We start from the raw sequence: 16,223 nt of genomic DNA, 5'->3' as shown, positions 1-16,223 counted from the left end.
CGTTTCACCGCCAAGCACGCGCGCGCACAGTCAGGACCATCATGCAGCCAGCTTCGATCGATGACACCCTCGCGCAACTCGCGGCCCAGCGCTATTTCGCCAGCCGGGAACTGGCGAGCGCGCTGTATCTCGCGTTGCGCATGGAGCGGCCGTTGTTCGTCGAAGGTGAGCCGGGCGTCGGCAAGACCGAACTCGCGAAAGCGGCAGCCGGTATGCTCGGCACAACGATGTTGCGGCTGCAATGCTATGAGGGGCTCGACACGGCCAGCGCCCTGTACGAGTGGGACTACCCGAGGCAGATCATGGCGCTGCGGCTTGCCGAAGCCGCCGGCGAGCGTCCCGACAACGACACACTGTATCGCAGTGAATTCCTGCTCAAGCGCCCGCTACTGCAGGCGCTGATGCCCGATGAAAACCATCCCGACGCGCGGCGGGTGCTGCTGATCGACGAGATAGATCGTGCGGACGAGCCGTTCGAAGCATTCCTGCTGGAACTGCTTTCCGACTTCCAGGTATCGATTCCCGAGTACGGAACCGTGCGCGCGGCGCAGCCGCCACTCGTCGTCATGACGTCGAATCGCACGCGCGAAGTGCACGATGCGTTAAAGCGCCGCTGCCTGTATCAATGGATCGGCTATCCCGAGCGCGACCGCGAACTGGAGATCGTAGCTGCACGGGCGCCGCAGACATCGGCCCAATTGCAACGGCGCGCGGTCGATTTCGTGCATCGGCTGCGCGGCATGGATCTATTCAAGGCGCCGGGCATCGCCGAGACAATCGACTGGTGCCGTGCGCTGGAAGCATTGTCCGTGACGGAACTCGACCCGCAATCGGTACAAAACACGCTGGGCGTGCTGCTCAAGTATCAGGACGATCTGGCGCGCGTGGATGCCGCACAAATCGCGCAGTGTCTCGCGACTCCGGGATAGTTAGCATGCCAAACGGACCGAACGCGCTGGACAGCGACGCAGTTGACCCCGAGTCACAAACGCGTTTGACAGAGATGCGAACCTCAAGCACGACTCCGGTCGCACCGGTCGCGTCGCTCGACGATATGCCCATTCTCGCCCGCAACGTCGTCCATTTCGTGCGCGTGCTGCGCGGCGCGGGCTTGCCGATGTCGCCCGCGCAAGCCGTCGACGCACTCGCCGCGTTGCAGTGGATCGACCTCGACCGCCGCGACGACGTGCGCGCCGCCCTTGCCGCGCTGCTGGTGTCCGCTCCCGACGAACGCGATCTGTTCAACGCCGCGTTCGATCTGTTCTGGCGCGACCCCGACTGGGAAGGCAAGCTGCGCGCGCTGCTGCTGCCGAAAGTCCGCGATGGGCTGCCGCCGCCCAAACGCAACAACCGTCTTGCCGATGCGCTCGCGGTCCGCGTGCCGCCATCACCGGATCGCAACACACCGCAGGAAACGGAGCAGCACGAGTTGCGCGCCCGTCTCACGTTCAGCGCCGAAGAACGGCTGCGTCATCGCGATTTCGACACCCTTTCCGCCGACGAATGGCGCACCTTGCGCCATCTGATCCGTGGCCAGCGGCTGCCGCTCGCGACCGAGCCGACGCGCCGTCTGAAGGCCGCCTCGCATGGTACGCACGCGGACCTGCGCGCAAGCGCGCGGCACGCGGTGCGCGCAGGCGGCGACTGGACAGTGTGGAAGTATCGCGCGGCGGTTCAGCGCAAGCCGCCGCTCGTCCTGCTGCTCGACATCTCCGGCTCGATGAGCAGCTACTCACGCGCGGTGCTGTATTTCTGTCACGCGCTGCTGCAGTCGCGCGAACGCTTGCAGGTGTTCCTGTTCGGCACCCGCCTCACCAACGCGACGCGCGCGCTACGCGAGCGCGACCCCGACGTGGCGATCGCGACGCTTGCCGATCTGGTGGTCGACTGGTCGGGCGGCACGCGGATCGGCGCGGCGCTCGCCGAGTTCAACCGCCGCTGGGCGCGGCGCGTGCTGACCGGGAGGGCCACGGTGCTGCTCGTCACCGATGGACTCGATCATGAAGCAATCGACGTGCTCGACACCGAGATGGCGCGCCTGCGTCGCTTCGCGCCCCGCATCGTATGGCTCAATCCGCTGCTGCGTTTCAGCGGCTTTTCTCCGAAGGCGCGCGGCGTGCAGGCGATCCTGCCGTATGTCGACGCGCATCGTCCGGTTCATAATCTAGACAGTCTGGCCGCGTTCGGCCGCGACCTCGCGCAACTCACGCGCGCGGCGCGTCCGGATCTGACGGCCACGACAACAGGAGCGACGTCATGGAATTGAGCGAAAGCCACTCGCTACCCATCGCGCAACAGCGCACGTGGGAAGCGCTGAACGACACGCAGATTCTGCGCGCCTGCATTCCCGGCTGCGAAAGCATCGACCCCGATGGCGAGAACGCTTATCTGGTAGCGTTGAGCGCTGCGGTCGGTCCGGTCAAGGCGCGCTTCAAGGGGCGCATGCAATTGACCGACATCGACGCGCCAAACGCCTACACCATCGTGTTCGAAGGCCAGGGCGGCGCAGCGGGTTTCGCAAAGGGCAACGCGCACGTCGTGCTGGAAGCCGACGGCGACTCGGCGACCAGGCTCACCTATACGGCGAGCGCGCAGGTCGGCGGCAAGCTCGCGCAGATCGGCTCGCGGCTCGTCGATGGCGCGGCGCGTAAAATCGCTGGCGAGTTCTTCAAGCGCTTCGGCGCGCAGTTCGCCGCAGACGGTATCGGCGACAGCGCACCGGCCGAGGCAGGCGACGACGCAATGGACACCGCAAGCGCAAGCGCCGCCGAAGCGGCGCCGCCCGACGCGCAATCGAATGACGTTACCGGCGCCGAGGCGGGCGCCGACGAAACGAAGAGGAAAAGATCATGGACAGCGTGGATCTCGAAGTCCTGAAGTCCAGCGCACGCTGGCTCGAAGACGGACATCGTGCGCTACTGGTAACGGTAGTCAAGACATGGGGCTCGTCGCCCCGTCCCGAAGGCGCAATGCTCGCGGTGCGCGACGACGGCCTCGTGGTCGGATCGGTATCCGGCGGTTGTATCGAGGACGATCTGATCGACCGCGTGCGACAGAAAGGTATCGAGCAGACGCATCCGGAAGCCGTGAAGTACGGCATCACTGCGGAAGAAGCGCACCGCTTCGGACTGCCCTGTGGCGGCACCATCCAACTGGTGCTCGAACCGTTGACCGCGCAAAGCGGCATTGCCGAACTGTGCAAGGCGGTGGAGAACGGCCGCCTCGTCGCACGGGAAGTCGACATGACGACGGGCGCGGTGCAACTGTGCGATGCGCAGGCAACCGACGGCGTGCATTTCGACGGCGCGCGTCTGCTGACGATCCACGGCCCGCGTTACCGGATGCTCGTGATCGGCGCGGGACAGTTGTCGCGCTATCTCTGCCACATCGCGGTGGGGCTCGACTATCAGGTGACCGTCTGCGATCCGCGCGAGGAGTACACCGAGGAGTGGGACATCCCCGGCACGAAGATCGTGCGGACCATGCCGGACGATACGGTCATCGATATGAAGCTCGACGAGCGCTGCGCGGTGATCGCGCTTACGCACGACCCGAAGCTCGACGATCTGGCGCTGATGGAAGCGCTGAAAACGCCGGCGTTTTATGTCGGCGCGTTGGGTTCGAGAAGGAATAACCAGGCGCGTCGCGAGCGGCTGAAGGAGTTCGATCTAAGCGACACCGAACTGGCGCGCCTGCACGGCCCAGTCGGGATTTATATCGGCAGCCGGACGCCGCCGGAGATCGCCGTGTCCATTCTCGCCGAAGTGACCGCGGCCAAAAACGGCGTCTCGCTGCCTACGCTGCTTCAAGTCGAAGGCGCGAAGGCGGCGCGGGAAATCGCCGCGTCGGACGGGACGGCCTGTCGCGTTTGACGGAAGAAGATTTGCCTGTGAGGCGATGGCGGGCGCCGAGCGACCTGATTCAGCGGCTGCCGTCAATCGGCAGATTATCAAGCCGGTCTGCGCAACCGCCCATCACCCGGCGTTTATTCAACCCGGTTCACCGCACAGCAAGCAGGCGCGTTGAGCGCCGGCTGCCGCGATGTGCGGCAGCCCACACCAACGTTCACACCGGCCAGAGCGGCCCTTCCTGCATCGCGCCGATCTGCTCGCGCATTTCGAGGATGCGCTCTTCCCAGTAGCGCTGTGTGTTGAACCACGGGAACGCCGCCGGAAACGCCGGATCGTCCCAGCGACGCGCGAGCCACGCCTGGTAGTGAATCAGCCGTAGCGTGCGCAACGCTTCCACCAGGTACAGTTCGCGAGGCTCGAAGTCGCAGAAGTCCTCATAGCCGGCGAGCAGATCCGCCAGCGCACGCGAGGCTTCGACGCGCTCGCCCGGCAGCAGCAGCCATAGATCCTGCACCGCCGGACCCATGCGGCTGTCGTCGAAGTCGACGAAATGCGGGCCGGCATCCGTCCACAATACATTGCTCGGATGACAGTCGCCGTGCGTGCGCAGCATGCGGATTGGGCCGGCGCGCTCGAACGCTCGCTCGACGCCTTCGAGCGCGAGATTCACTGCGGTCTCCCACGCGGCGCGCACGTCGTCGGGGATGAATCGTTGCGCGAGCAGGAAGTCGCGCGGCTCGTAGCCGAACGTGTGGATGTCGAGGGTGGGACGCTCGCTGTAGTCCAGCGTCTGACCGACCGCGTGAATGCGGCCGATGAAACGCCCCAGCCATTCGAGCGTGTCGCGCCTGTCGAGCTCCGGTGCGCGGCCGCCCCGGCGCTCGAAGATGGAGAAGCGAAAGCCGTCGAAGGTATGCAGCGTGCGGCCTTCGAATGCGCGCGCGGGCACCGCCGGAATCTCGCGCGCGGCCAGATCGGCGACGAACGCATGCTCTTCGAGAATGGCCGCATCGCTCCATCGGTGCGGACGATAGAACTTCGCGACCACCGGCGGCCCGTCTTCGACACCCACCTGGTACACGCGGTTTTCGTAGCTGTTGAGCGGCAGCATGCGACCGTCGGTGCGTACGCCGACGGTGCCAAGGACGCTGTCGAGCGCGTCGAGCACGATTTCCGGCTGGAGCCGGGCGAACGGCACGGCGCTGCGCGCGCTGTCCGGTGAGTCGAGAGTGTCGTCGTTCATGTCCGCATTGTGCGCCGGGGCGCCATCAAAGACGAGGGCGACGGTTCACCTTGCTCGATTACAACTGGCGCACACCTCGAAATCAAATTGCTTTCAATGTATCTGTGCACTCGACGGACGCACCTGCTCGCCGGTGTCGATCAGGTCTTCGAGGAAGAAGGGCTCGGTATTCAGGTGCGGCGAAACGCCGGGTTCGCCGGCATACCACGCGACCATGGCCATGTCGCCAAGAATGCGCATGACGATTCCGCGCGCGCCTTGCGGCACGGCGATATGCACCGACCGGACAATGGAACCGATTTGCATGATATTTCCCCGTTTCTCCCGTAGCCGGCCTTGTGATTTTATGCCGGTCGAGGTGATCATAAAAGCGCCGCTTCGCCGCTAACGTTGCGTACGCACCAAGTGTGCTGCGCGTAATACGCGTGAGAGGTCCAAGTCATTGTTCCTGTCTTGCGAGGCTTTGAAAAGCGTGAACCGAAGACTGCTGAGCGTCACTTCATGCGGTTTCAATTGCGCTGCGCGCGACTGGGGGCGCGCGTAAAACGTCGTAGCCAGACCATCATAAACCCTGCCGGGCTGGCGTATCGAAAACGTGAATCGTCAGCACGATTGGCCAAATCCGCGCAGCGCGCACGCGTGCCTTCGCGGCCCGTCAGTTGCTCGTCATCGCTGCGGCAATCAGTGCACGCGCGCTGCCGGTCTGGACGCCGTCGTCGCTCGAAGCACCGCGCCGTCCAGCGAATGCACGCCGTGTCTTTACCTCCGCTAGCATTGCGCATTTCGCAAGGAGATTTGCCCGTGACCCCGCCGCCGCAATCCCGCCAGACTGCTGCCTCGGCTGTTGATACTTCGCCCGGCGCTTCCCCGCCTTCCACCGCCGGTGACGTTCCATATCTCGAACGCGGCACGCGCGCCTACTGGCGCGCCAGCATCGCGTTGCTATTCGCCGGTTACGCAACCTTCTCGTTGCTGTATTGCGTGCAGCCATTGCTGCCCTCGTTTTCCGCCGCCTTCGGTGTGACACCTGCGCAAAGCAGCTTGTCGCTGTCGCTCACTACCGCCGCGCTCGCGCTCGCCGTGTTCGTCGCCGGTTTCGTCTCCGAAGGCTGGAGCCGTCACAAACTGATGACGCTGTCGCTCACGGTATCGGCCCTGCTGACCATCGGCGTATCGATCGCACCGCATTGGCATCAATTGCTCCTGCTGCGCACGCTCGAAGGCCTCGCGCTCGGTGGCGTGCCCGCAGTCGCGATGGCGTATCTCGCCGAGGAAGTGCATCCCGATGGACTCGGTCTCGCGATGGGTCTCTACGTCGGCGGCACCGCGATTGGCGGGATGGCCGGGCGTGTGATCACCGGCGTCGTCGCGGATCTGTTTTCGTGGCGCGTGGCGATCGGCACGATCGGTGTGCTGGGTCTGCTGTCGATGCTCGCGTTTCGCGCGCTGCTGCCGCCCTCGCGTCACTTCGTGCCGCGTCGCGGGCTCGGCTTCGCGCATCATCGCACTGCGCTGTTCAGGCAGTTCAAACGGCCGGGATTGCCGCTGCTGTTCCTGCTCGGCTTCGTGTTGATGGGCAGCTTCGTTACGCTCTACAACTACATCGGTTACCGTCTGCTCGCGCCGCCTTATCGCCTGAACCAGACGGAGATCGGCGCGATCTTCGTCGTGTATCTGACCGGGGTGGTCGCGTCGCCGTGGTCGGGGCGCATGGCCGACACGTTCGGCCGCGCTCGCGTGCTGACCGGTAGTCTGCTGTTGATGGAGCTCGGCCTCGCGCTCACGATGCTGCACCCCCTCACGATGATCGTGACCGGCGTCGCCTGCGTGACCTTCGGCTTTTTTGCCGGACATGCGGTGGCAAGCGGCTGGGTCGGCCGCCTCGCGAGGGATGCAAAGGGCCAGGCCGCCGCGCTCTATCTGCTCGCGTACTACATCGGTTCGAGCGTGATCGGTTCGTACGGCGGCCACGTCTGGGCCCGTCATGGATGGAATGGCGTCGCGGGACTCGTCGGCATCTTGATCGTCGTCGGGCTGGTCGCGGCGATGCGTTTGCGCGGGCGCGACCAGGCGAATGCGTAGTCCGCAAGCGATGCAGGCCGCGACCCAACGGGCATGGAAAAACGCTCCAGAGTAAGGCCAGTGTAAGCGAACGCTCCGATTTTCCCGGTCTTCTTGCTGCAATGCGTCAACCGCTGCAGCCTTTACGGTGCTGGGTTCAGCAGCTTGCGAAAAGCCGCCGCCAAGCCGCGAAGGGCTGCGATGTCGATCCCGCTGTCTCCTATACTCAAAGCGGGCGCGAGCCATGCCAGGTTTCTCCCGGCGAGCCGGCCTCGAGCGAGTAATACATAAGGAGACGAATATGACCTACTTCACGATCGGCGATTTCATCCTGGTCATCCCGATGGCTCTGGCCGGTGCGCTGTTTGTTGGCGCGCTTCCGTGCAAAACGGAGCTGCGGCACAACGTGCTGCGTGTGCTTGGCGCGCTGCTCGGCGTGGTGGTCGCGGTCGTGCTGGTCGAAGGTCTGCCCGCGCTGGTGTAGCGAACGAAAAGCCGCCTCGTGGGCGGCTTTTCGCTTCGCGACTTTTACTTCTGCGCGGCGTGGCTCACACGGATCAGATCGCCTGGTCCGTCGACGGTTTTTCCCACAGGTTGATTCCGCCTTCGGTCGCGTAGCGATCGATCTCCGCGAGTTCTTCTTTCGAGAACGCGAGGTTCTTCAACGCGCCGACGTTCTCGCGCACCTGCTCCGCACGGCTCGCGCCGATCAGCACGGACGTCACGCGCGGATCGCGCAATGCCCACGCGAGCGCCATTTGCGCAAGGCTCTGGCCGCGACGCTGCGCGATCTCGTTGAGCTTGCGCACGTGCTCGATGTTTTGCGCGCTCAAGTGCTCCTGCTTCAATGATCCGCCGCCCGGCTTGTTGACGCGCGCGTCGGCCGGCACGCCGTTCAGATACTTGCCGGTGAGCAGCCCCTGAGCGAGCGGTGTGAAAGCGATCGAGCCAGCGCCGACCTGCTCCAGCGTATCCAGCAGTTCGCGCTCGATCCAGCGGTTGAGCATGTTATACGCGGGCTGATGGATCAATAGCGGCACCTTGTACTCGGCCAGCAATTTCGTCATTTCGAGCGTCTTCGCGGCCGAGTACGACGAAATACCGATGTACAGCGCCTTGCCTTGCTGCACGGCGCTCGCCAACGCGCCGGCGGTTTCTTCGAGCGGCGTGTCGGCATCGAAGCGATGCGAATAGAAGATGTCCACATAGTCGAGGCCCATGCGTTGCAGGCTCTGGTCGAGACTGGCGAGCACGTACTTGCGCGAGCCGCCGCCCTGGCCGTACGGGCCCGGCCACATGTCCCAACCGGCCTTCGACGAAATCAGCAGTTCGTCGCGGTACGGCCTGAAATCGTCTTTGAACAGACGGCCGAAATTTGTCTCCGCACTGCCGTACGGCGGGCCGTAATTGTTCGCCAGATCGAAGTGCGTGATGCCCAGGTCGAACGCCGTGCGCAGGATGTCGCGCTGCGTGGAGATCGGCGTCGTGTCGCCGAAGTTGTGCCACAGGCCGAGCGACAGCGCCGGCAGTTTGAGACCCGACTTGCCGCAGACGCGGTACTGCATGTCCGAATAGCGTTCTGAAGCTGCTTCGTAAGCCATTGCTAGTGTCCTTGTTGGTGAAGTGGCCCGGCCGATGCGGGCGTGAGACGATCACACGTTGCGGGAGGCATGCCGCTTTCAGGTTTATGTCGAAGCGCGGCCAAAACGCTATGTTAGCCAATCGACGCGACGCTTGCAGGTGCCCAATATGCGGGATGGACGATAGCGTGCGCCTCACCTACACTTTGGCCGGTCAATGCAGAGGGAGGACTATATGACGAAGGCGATTTCAATCGCGCTGATTGTCGGCGGGGTCGTGCTGTTGTATTTCGGCGGACAGGCGTTCAACTCGGTGAGCAGCGACGTCGCTCGCGTGTTCACCGGTTCGCCGAGCAACAAGGCGATCCTGCTGATCGTGGCAGGCGTAGTGACGACGCTCGCAGGCCTGACCGGCGTAGCGATGTCCGGCCGCAAGCGGTGAGCGGTCGCGTGTTCGCGAACTTGCGCGATGCCGGTTTTGCCTGGCGGTTCTGCACGGGGCTCGGCGCCTCAGTGCATGAACACGAATCATGAACGTGGCCCCGCGCCGCCGCAGGCAAAAATCTAAAGAACCACCTCAGGCTTCGCGGCCGATCGCGTGCCCGGCAACGGCACATTGCTCGCGCCGTGATAGGTGTACACGAGAGAAAACTTCACCTGATCGCTGAGATTCTTGCCGGCCGAATGCAGCGTATTGCAGTGGAAGAACACCACGTCGCCCGCCTTCAGTTCGGGCGACACTGCCGTGCGAATCCACATCTGGTTCTCTTCCAGATCGGAACGGAAAAACTTCGCCTGATCGAAACGCTCGGAGGTGAATGCTGCAGTGTGCGACTTGGGCACGAACCACAGCGCGCCGTTCTCGACCGTTTCGTCGCCGACCGCGAGCCACACGGATACCAGGTCGTCACGCTCGAACGACCAGTAACGCACGTCGCGATGCCAGCCGGTCAAGCTGCCGTACGCGGGGTGCTTGGTCATCATGCAGTTGTGATGCGCGCGCGACAGGCGCGGTTCTTCACCGAAGTACAGCTCCATCCAGCCGCGAATTTCCGGCGCGGTGGCCCACTGCGCGAAGGCCTCATGACGCCCGTACGCATCGAGTAGCCGCCGCACGGTATGACCGCCCGGCGAGGTTCGCGACGACGGTGCCCCCGGGTATTGCAGATCCGCTTCGAACTCGATCGGCGCCGCCGCTTCGTGCAGCTGCTGCTGCGCGATCTGCCTGAGTTCCGCGCAGCGCTCGGGCGACACCAATCCAGGCACTACAACAAAGCCTTGCTCGTGCAACGTTTGAATCTGTTCTTTCTTCGAGTGAAGTGACATGGTGATCCGTGACTGTCGACTAGCCGATGCACGATTGTAAAGCGGGCGCGATCAGGTTGTGCGCTGATTCGGCTGCTTCAACGCCGCGGTCATGCGCAAGAGACTCGCGCACGGTACGCGATCGCCCCGCACTCCAGATGGGCAAGCACGCACGATAATCGACCGCAACAGGGCCGACCGGCTCGGCTAACGACGCTGTCGACTGGGTAGAAACCCGGATTCGCAGGGTAAAAACCGACTTCCTGATGTCATGGATCACGTGTAGCCTGCACGCATGTTGATCGCCGCTTCTGTATTTTCCGGTCGCGCTGCGGCCGCCACGGCCTACGCGGCCGTGAACCGCGCTTTTTTCTGCCGAATTCCAGGCTTTCGCGTCGTCCCTTGCGACACCACCATTGGCACACTTGGTGCTGCTATCGGCGCACGTTCCGTCGCGCGACACGTTGCCTATCTGTGAAGCCATGCACACTCTTCTGAATACCCGCCTGACCCGCGCCGCGCTGAAAGCGGCGCGTCCCGCCCGCCGCCACATCGTCCGTGCGCTGCGTCATCACGCCACCCGCACGCGCGCGCTGGGCGAACAATGGCGCGATGCCAAAGCAGTGGACGGCATTCGCACCTGGTTTCATACGTTCTTCTCCGCATTGCGTGTGCAAGGCGGCTCACGCCGCCTTTCGCTGCGCACGCTGTTGCGCAAGCCGACCCCGCTGCGGCTGACCGTCGCAAAGCGGCCCGCGGTCGTTGCGCCGCCCGCGCCACAGAATCCGAGCCGCCGCCCGCGTCGCATGTCGACGAGCAGCAGCAGCGGCTGGTTTGCATTCGCTTTTGCAAGCCGTTGAGGCGCTTCGCGAACACGTTGCTTACGCTGCCATGGCAGCGCGTTCGTCGTTCGTAAGCGGGCGCGTGCCCCGGCTTCGGTTGACACTTCCCAATGCCGCGAATCGCTGCGCGCGATGAAGAAGCGAACGCGAAGGCAATAAAAAACCCCCGCCGGACTCGCGCCAGGCGGGGGTTTTGCTACAGCGAAACGGCCAGTGTTATTCCGCCAGCGCCGCAACCGGTTCGGTGCCCGCCGCTTCGGCGAGCGCCAAAGCCTTGTCCGTGGATTCCCACGTGAATTCCGGCTCTTCACGGCCGAAGTGACCATACGCCGCGCTCTTTTCGTACACCGGGCGCAGCAGGTCGAGCATCTGGATGATGCCCTTCGGACGCAGGTCGAAATGCTCCTGCACCAGACGCGTGATCGTCGCATCCGAGACGCGGCCCGTGCCGAACGTATTGACCATTACCGAAGTCGGCTGAGCCACGCCGATGGCGTACGACACCTGAATCAGGCAACGCGACGCGAGACCCGCGGCGACGATATTCTTCGCGACGTAACGGCCGGCGTAAGCCGCCGAGCGGTCCACCTTCGACGGGTCCTTGCCAGAGAACGCGCCGCCGCCGTGCGGCGCAGCGCCGCCGTAGGTGTCCACGATGATCTTGCGGCCGGTCAAACCGCAATCGCCTTGCGGACCGCCAATCACGAAGCGCCCTGTCGGGTTCACCAGGAATTTGATGTCGCCCTTGATGAGCTCGGCCGGCAGCGTCGGCTTGATCACTTCTTCGATCACCGCTTCGCGCAGCGTGCCAAGCTCGATGTCGGGCGAGTGCTGCGTGGACAGCACCACGGTGTCGATCGAATGCGGCTTGCCTTCCACGTAACGCACGGTGACCTGTGACTTCGCGTCCGGACGCAGCCACGGCAAGCGGCCGTCGCGGCGCAGATTGGCCTGACGCTCCACCAGACGGTGCGACAGGTGGATCGGCAGCGGCATGAGTTCCGGCGTTTCTTCGCATGCGTAACCGAACATCAGTCCCTGGTCGCCGGCGCCTTGATCGAGATTGTTGTCATGCGCGCGATCGACGCCTTGCGCGATGTCCGGGGATTGCTTGTCGTACGCGACGAGCACCGCGCAGCCGCGGTAGTCGATGCCGTAATCGGTGTTGTCGTAGCCGATGCGCTTGATGGTGTTGCGCGCGACCTGGATGTAGTCCACGTTCGCCGTGGTGGTGATTTCACCGGCCAGCACGACGAGACCCGTGTTGCACAGTGTTTCGGCTGCGACGCGCGAGTACTTGTCCTGCGCCAGGATGGCGTCGAGAATGGCGTCCGAAATCTGGTCCGCAACTTTGTCGGGATGGCCTTCGGAGACGGATTCGGAAGTGAAGAGATAGTCGTTTGCCACGTTGCAGACTCCTGTTGGGTGGTTACGGTTGAGTTTCACGTAGCCAGCTTCGGGAGCCTTGAAGCGGCGACGCTTTAGCGGATTACCTTACCGGCGGGCGCGGATCGTAGGGATCGCACCGGCTGGCTTCGCCCCGCAAGTTGTCTATTAACTCGGCGAAGCCCGTATTATAGCGACTTCCTTTGATTGTCACAGAGTGTCCACGAGTGCGGTGTCACGTCAATTTTTCCGCTTTCCTGAAACCCGTCACGCGCCACGTTCCTTTTCAGGAGGCGGCATGCTGAGCCGCTATGGCGCGCAACTCGCAATCGGGCTGCTGAAACTCTTTGCACTCTTGCCGTATGGTCTCGTCGCCCGTCTCGGCGATGGCCTCGGCTGGCTGCTTTATCAGGTTCCAAGCCGGCGCAAACGCATCGTCCATATCAACCTCAAGCTGTGCTTCCCCGAGTGGAGCGACGAGCGCCGCAACGAAGTTGCGCAGAAGCACTTTCGTCACGCGATCCGCAGCTACATCGAACGCAGCGTACAGTGGTTCGGCTCGGCGCGGCAGTTGGAAAAGCTGATCCAGCTCGACAGTGCGATCGATCTGACCGACCCGGATCTGCCGCCCACGCTCTTTCTGGGCTTGCACTTCGTCGGCATCGAGGCCGGCTCGATCTTTCTGAACTACTCGCTCAAGCGCCAGTGCGGCTCGCTCTATCAGCCGATGTCGAACCTCGAACTCGAACAGGTCGCCAAAGCGGCGCGCGGGCGTTTCGGCGCAGACATGGCAAGCCGTGCGGACAGTGCGCGAGTCGTGTTGCGCTGGCTGCGCGAACGCAAACCCGTGATGCTCGGTGCGGACATGGATTACGGCGCGCGCAATTCCACCTTCGTGCCGTTCTTCGGCGTGCCGACCTGCACGCTGACCGCCGTGGGACGTCTCGCGAAGGTCGGACGCGCGCAGGTGGTGCCGTTCATTGGCGAAGTGCTGCCCAACTACAAGGGCTATCGCCTCAGGGTCTTCAAGCCGTGGGACCACTATCCCACCGGCGACGACGACGCGGACGCACGGCGCATGAACGCGTTTCTCGAAGAGCAGATTCCTCTGATCCCCGAGCAGTACTACTGGGTGCACAAACGCTTCAAAACCCGGCCGCCGGGCGAGCCCAGCGTGTATTGAGCCGAGCCGCGCGGCCAGCGCGAGCAGCAGTCGCCGCAACAACCGTCGCAGCGCGGAAATAGCGCGGCGTTCGGCGTACCCATGGGCGTGTCACTTACAATAGCGTGATGAAACTGAAATTCACCAAGATGCAGGGCGCGGGCAATGACTTCGTCGTGCTCGACGGCTACACCCAACCGGTCGACCTCACACCGGCACAAGTGCGCGCGCTCGCAGACCGGCATTTCGGCGTCGGCGCCGATCAATTGCTGCTGGTCGAAAAGCCCACGCTCGAAGGCGTCGATTTCCGCTATCGCATCTTCAACTGCGACGGCGGCGAGGTCGAGCATTGCGGCAATGGCGCGCGCTGCTTCGTCAAGTTTGTGCTCGATAGCGGCCTGACCGAGCGGCGCAGCGTGCGCGTGCAAGTGCAAAAAGGCATCATCACGCTGAGCATGCAGGACAACGGCGAAGTGGTGGTCGACATGGGCGCGCCGGTATTCGACCCGGCACGCGTGCCGTTCGCCACCCAGGGCCTCGAAGGCCGCCGCCAAGGCACGGACACGCTCTGGCCGCTCGACGTGAGCGGTACGACGCGCTGGGTCTCGGTGGTGTCGATGGGCAATCCGCACGCGGTGCAGGTGGTCGACGATGTGGAGGCCTTCCCGGTGCTAGTAGAAGGTCCGGTGATCGAGCGCCACGCGCGTTTCCCGCAGCGGGTGAACGCAGGCTTCATGCAGATCGTCGGCCGCAGCGAAATCAGGCTGCGCGTCTACGAACGCGGCGCGGGCGAAACGCTGGCCTGCGGCACGGGCGCCTGCGCCGCGGTCGCGACCGGCATCCGGCGCGGGCTGCTGGATGCGCCAGTAGTGGTGCACACGCACGGCGGCAAGCTCACCATCTTGTGGGACGACACGCGCGAAGGCGAGCCGCTCCTGATGGCGGGCCCCGCGGTCACCGTCTTCGAAGGCGAGATAGAACTGGCCGACGCCCCGACCGCTTAAACTCATTGATCGATGCGCCGCTCGCGCGCGTCGTCCCGTAGTCCTTTAGCCGAAACCATGAACGATCGCGAAGTCGCCGAATACCTGCTCGCCAACCCAGAATTCTTCGCCGAACATGCGGAGATGCTCGCGACCATCCGGCTCGCGAATCCGCACGGCAAAGCCGCGGTGTCGCTGCAGGAGCGGCAGATGGAAATGCTGCGCGACAAGAACAAGCATCTCGAACGGCGCCTCGCGGAACTGCTGCGCTACGGTCACGAGAACGACAGCATCGCGTCGAAATTCAACCGCTGGACCATCCGCGTGATGGCGGAGCGCGATCCGTACGCGTTGCCGCGCACGATCGCCAACGGTCTGCGCGATGTCTTCGACGTGCCGCAAGCCGCGCTGCGCGTGTGGGACGTGGCCGAGCCTTACGCCCAGGCCGAGTTCGCGCGCCATGTCGGCGAGGAAGTGCGCATTTTCGCGAGCAGCCTCACCACGCCATACTGCGGCGCGAACACCGGCTTCGAGGCCGCCCAGTGGCTGGTGCCGTCGGTCAGCACGGTGGCCGACGAGAACCCGGCCGGCAACGCGACGTCCGAGCCCGCGCACGTCACCGAATCGATCGCGCTGCTCGCACTGCGCGACCCCGAGGGCAACGAGGAAGCCGCCACCTTCGGCCTGCTGGTGATGGGCTCGGCCGACGCGCGCCGCTTCCACGACGGCATGGCCACCGACTTCCTGACGCAGATCAGCGCACTGGCGAGCGCCGCGCTCAGCCGGCTGCTGCCGCGCTGATCGCGCTCGCCGCCCACGCCCCGCCCGCCGCTCAAAAGCCCACCGTGACCGCCGCCGACCCCATTGCTGCCTATCTGTCGAATCTCGAACATGAGCGGCGGCTGTCGGCGCATACGTTGCGCGGCTACACCCACGAACTCGAACAACTGACTCTGCTGGCCAAAGGCCGGCCGCTCGAAAGCCTCACCGCCGTCGACATCCGCGGCGCCGTGGCGCGCGCGCACGCGGGCGGTCTCACAGCGCGTTCGATCAGCCACCGGTTGTCGGCGTGGCGCGCGTTTTACCGGTGGCTCGCCGGGCGCGTCGATCTGCCGGCCAATCCGGTCGCCACCGTGCGCGCGCCGAAGCAGCCGAGAACGCTGCCCAAAGCCCTTTCCGTCGACGACGCCACGCGCCTGATGGACAGTCCGGTTGCCGCATCGCCCGAAGGCCTGCGCGATCACGCGATGCTCGAACTGTTTTACTCGTCCGGGCTGCGTCTGGCTGAGCTGGTCGGCCTCGACGCCCGCTTCACCGACACCGACGGCCACCGTTCCGCGGGCTGGCTGAAGCTGGACTCCGCAGAAGTGGAAGTGCTCGGCAAAGGCAACCGGCGCCGCGTCGTGCCGGTCGGCAGCAAGGCGATCAGTGCGCTGAATGCATGGCTCGCGGTGCGCGACCAGATGGTGAAGCACGACCCGCATCCGCTGTTTCTGTCGGCGCGCGGCAATCGCCTGTCGCCCAATGCCGTGCGTGAGCGCGTGAAGCGCGCGGCGCTGGTCGCCGGCATTCCCGCCAACGTGCACCCGCACGTGCTGCGCCATTCGTTTGCCACGCACGTATTGCAATCGAGCGGCGATCTGCGCGCGGTGCAGGAGTTGCTGGGCCACGCCAGCATCACCGCCACGCAGGTCTACACGGCGCTCGATTTCCAGCACCTCGCGCGCGTCTACGACGAGGCGCATCCACGCGCCAAAAAACGCAACTGACGCCGCTTCGCGCGGCTGCCGGTCCCCGGTTTCGCTTTATC

Annotated in this window: 18 protein-coding genes; 12 read left to right on the top strand and 6 right to left on the bottom strand. The window is 64.4% G+C overall.

The window, feature by feature from the left end; translation table 11 throughout:
- Positions 1-41 precede the first annotated feature (41 nt).
- From ABQJ48_RS07100 to ABQJ48_RS07085, 4 genes are all read left to right on the top strand, one after another.
- Positions 42-929, top strand: a complete 888-nt coding sequence (locus ABQJ48_RS07100) for an AAA family ATPase (RefSeq protein ID WP_367836939.1) — start codon at positions 42-44, stop codon at positions 927-929.
- Positions 930-1,003: 74 nt separating this feature from the next.
- Positions 1,004-2,266, top strand: coding sequence for a vWA domain-containing protein (locus ABQJ48_RS07095; RefSeq protein ID WP_367836938.1), 1,263 nt, complete (start codon positions 1,004-1,006; stop codon positions 2,264-2,266).
- Positions 2,257-2,877, top strand: a complete 621-nt coding sequence (locus tag ABQJ48_RS07090; protein ID WP_367836936.1) for an SRPBCC family protein — start codon at positions 2,257-2,259, stop codon at positions 2,875-2,877. Before ABQJ48_RS07095 ends, ABQJ48_RS07090 begins: the two co-directional genes overlap by 10 nt.
- Positions 2,850-3,872 (top strand): XdhC family protein, encoded by a 1,023-nt coding sequence (locus ABQJ48_RS07085; RefSeq protein ID WP_367836935.1) that lies wholly within the window; start codon positions 2,850-2,852, stop codon positions 3,870-3,872. The genes ABQJ48_RS07090 and ABQJ48_RS07085 overlap by 28 nt, the downstream gene beginning before the upstream one ends.
- 193 nt (positions 3,873-4,065) lie before the next feature.
- Here ABQJ48_RS07085 and ABQJ48_RS07080 read toward each other — a convergent pair whose 3' ends face one another.
- On the bottom strand, positions 4,066-5,094 hold the full coding sequence (locus ABQJ48_RS07080; RefSeq protein ID WP_367836934.1) for a serine/threonine protein kinase: 1,029 nt from the start codon (positions 5,092-5,094) through the stop codon (positions 4,066-4,068).
- A gap of 93 nt (positions 5,095-5,187) precedes the next feature.
- Positions 5,188-5,400 (bottom strand): hypothetical protein, encoded by a 213-nt coding sequence (locus ABQJ48_RS07075; RefSeq protein ID WP_149668694.1) that lies wholly within the window; start codon positions 5,398-5,400, stop codon positions 5,188-5,190.
- A gap of 495 nt (positions 5,401-5,895) precedes the next feature.
- On the opposite strand from ABQJ48_RS07075, the gene ABQJ48_RS07070 reads away from it, so the two are divergent.
- Complete coding sequence (locus tag ABQJ48_RS07070; RefSeq protein WP_473094104.1) at positions 5,896-7,176, top strand: MFS transporter; 1,281 nt, start codon at positions 5,896-5,898, stop codon at positions 7,174-7,176.
- A gap of 280 nt (positions 7,177-7,456) precedes the next feature.
- Positions 7,457-7,639 (top strand): hypothetical protein, encoded by a 183-nt coding sequence (locus tag ABQJ48_RS07065; RefSeq protein WP_367836933.1) that lies wholly within the window; start codon positions 7,457-7,459, stop codon positions 7,637-7,639.
- 73 nt (positions 7,640-7,712) lie between these two features.
- On the opposite strand, the gene mgrA is transcribed toward ABQJ48_RS07065, so the two are convergent.
- A complete protein-coding gene (gene mgrA / locus ABQJ48_RS07060) occupies positions 7,713-8,756 on the bottom strand; it encodes an L-glyceraldehyde 3-phosphate reductase (protein ID WP_367836932.1) in 1,044 nt (347 codons plus the stop codon).
- A gap of 214 nt (positions 8,757-8,970) precedes the next feature.
- Here mgrA and ABQJ48_RS07055 point away from each other — a divergent pair, with 214 nt between their 5' ends.
- Positions 8,971-9,177, top strand: a complete 207-nt coding sequence (locus tag ABQJ48_RS07055) for a DUF3185 family protein (protein ID WP_367836931.1) — start codon at positions 8,971-8,973, stop codon at positions 9,175-9,177.
- 122 nt (positions 9,178-9,299) lie between these two features.
- Here ABQJ48_RS07055 and ABQJ48_RS07050 read toward each other — a convergent pair whose 3' ends face one another.
- Positions 9,300-10,061 (bottom strand): phytanoyl-CoA dioxygenase family protein, encoded by a 762-nt coding sequence (locus tag ABQJ48_RS07050; protein ID WP_367836930.1) that lies wholly within the window; start codon positions 10,059-10,061, stop codon positions 9,300-9,302.
- A gap of 19 nt (positions 10,062-10,080) precedes the next feature.
- On the bottom strand, positions 10,081-10,524 hold the full coding sequence (locus ABQJ48_RS07045; RefSeq protein ID WP_367836928.1) for a hypothetical protein: 444 nt from the start codon (positions 10,522-10,524) through the stop codon (positions 10,081-10,083).
- On the opposite strand from ABQJ48_RS07045, the gene ABQJ48_RS07040 reads away from it, so the two are divergent.
- A complete protein-coding gene (locus tag ABQJ48_RS07040) occupies positions 10,523-10,900 on the top strand; it encodes a hypothetical protein (RefSeq protein ID WP_367836926.1) in 378 nt (125 codons plus the stop codon). The two genes, ABQJ48_RS07045 and ABQJ48_RS07040, sit on opposite strands and share 2 nt — an antisense overlap.
- 198 nt (positions 10,901-11,098) lie before the next feature.
- Here ABQJ48_RS07040 and metK read toward each other — a convergent pair whose 3' ends face one another.
- The gene (metK, locus tag ABQJ48_RS07035; RefSeq protein WP_367836924.1) at positions 11,099-12,289 is read right to left on the bottom strand and encodes a methionine adenosyltransferase; all 1,191 of its coding nucleotides are present in this window, start codon (positions 12,287-12,289) and stop codon (positions 11,099-11,101) included.
- Between the two features lie 277 nt (positions 12,290-12,566).
- Here metK and ABQJ48_RS07030 point away from each other — a divergent pair, with 277 nt between their 5' ends.
- The 4 genes from ABQJ48_RS07030 (at position 12,567) to xerC (ending at position 16,182) form a co-directional block, all read left to right on the top strand.
- Complete coding sequence (locus ABQJ48_RS07030) at positions 12,567-13,451, top strand: lipid A biosynthesis lauroyl acyltransferase (RefSeq protein WP_367836923.1); 885 nt, start codon at positions 12,567-12,569, stop codon at positions 13,449-13,451.
- Between the two features lie 107 nt (positions 13,452-13,558).
- The gene (gene dapF, locus ABQJ48_RS07025) at positions 13,559-14,434 is read left to right on the top strand and encodes a diaminopimelate epimerase (RefSeq protein WP_367836922.1); all 876 of its coding nucleotides are present in this window, start codon (positions 13,559-13,561) and stop codon (positions 14,432-14,434) included.
- A gap of 57 nt (positions 14,435-14,491) precedes the next feature.
- Complete coding sequence (locus ABQJ48_RS07020; protein WP_367836921.1) at positions 14,492-15,214, top strand: DUF484 family protein; 723 nt, start codon at positions 14,492-14,494, stop codon at positions 15,212-15,214.
- 44 nt (positions 15,215-15,258) lie between these two features.
- The gene (gene xerC, locus ABQJ48_RS07015) at positions 15,259-16,182 is read left to right on the top strand and encodes a tyrosine recombinase XerC (protein WP_367836919.1); all 924 of its coding nucleotides are present in this window, start codon (positions 15,259-15,261) and stop codon (positions 16,180-16,182) included.
- Positions 16,183-16,223 lie beyond the last annotated feature (41 nt).

Source organism: Paraburkholderia suaedae, assembly GCF_040812055.1.
Taxonomy (GTDB): Bacteria; Pseudomonadota; Gammaproteobacteria; order Burkholderiales; family Burkholderiaceae; genus Paraburkholderia.
The sequence above is the reverse complement of the archived record's forward strand: the minus strand, read 5'-3'. Positions and strand labels throughout refer to the sequence as shown.

Coding starts and splice junctions, on each gene's coding strand:
- ABQJ48_RS07020 (WP_367836921.1), top strand. CDS start 14,492: ATGAACGATCGCGAAGTCGCCGAATACCTGCTCGCCAACCCAGAATTC.
- ABQJ48_RS07080 (WP_367836934.1), bottom strand. CDS start 5,094: ATGAACGACGACACTCTCGACTCACCGGACAGCGCGCGCAGCGCCGTG.
- ABQJ48_RS07030 (WP_367836923.1), top strand. CDS start 12,567: ATGCTGAGCCGCTATGGCGCGCAACTCGCAATCGGGCTGCTGAAACTC.
- ABQJ48_RS07055 (WP_367836931.1), top strand. CDS start 8,971: ATGACGAAGGCGATTTCAATCGCGCTGATTGTCGGCGGGGTCGTGCTG.
- ABQJ48_RS07075 (WP_149668694.1), bottom strand. CDS start 5,400: ATGCAAATCGGTTCCATTGTCCGGTCGGTGCATATCGCCGTGCCGCAA.
- ABQJ48_RS07090 (WP_367836936.1), top strand. CDS start 2,257: ATGGAATTGAGCGAAAGCCACTCGCTACCCATCGCGCAACAGCGCACG.
- ABQJ48_RS07045 (WP_367836928.1), bottom strand. CDS start 10,524: ATGGCTTCACAGATAGGCAACGTGTCGCGCGACGGAACGTGCGCCGAT.
- ABQJ48_RS07050 (WP_367836930.1), bottom strand. CDS start 10,061: ATGTCACTTCACTCGAAGAAAGAACAGATTCAAACGTTGCACGAGCAA.
- mgrA (WP_367836932.1), bottom strand. CDS start 8,756: ATGGCTTACGAAGCAGCTTCAGAACGCTATTCGGACATGCAGTACCGC.
- ABQJ48_RS07040 (WP_367836926.1), top strand. CDS start 10,523: ATGCACACTCTTCTGAATACCCGCCTGACCCGCGCCGCGCTGAAAGCG.
- ABQJ48_RS07085 (WP_367836935.1), top strand. CDS start 2,850: ATGGACAGCGTGGATCTCGAAGTCCTGAAGTCCAGCGCACGCTGGCTC.
- ABQJ48_RS07100 (WP_367836939.1), top strand. CDS start 42: ATGCAGCCAGCTTCGATCGATGACACCCTCGCGCAACTCGCGGCCCAG.
- ABQJ48_RS07095 (WP_367836938.1), top strand. CDS start 1,004: ATGCGAACCTCAAGCACGACTCCGGTCGCACCGGTCGCGTCGCTCGAC.
- ABQJ48_RS07065 (WP_367836933.1), top strand. CDS start 7,457: ATGACCTACTTCACGATCGGCGATTTCATCCTGGTCATCCCGATGGCT.
- dapF (WP_367836922.1), top strand. CDS start 13,559: ATGAAACTGAAATTCACCAAGATGCAGGGCGCGGGCAATGACTTCGTC.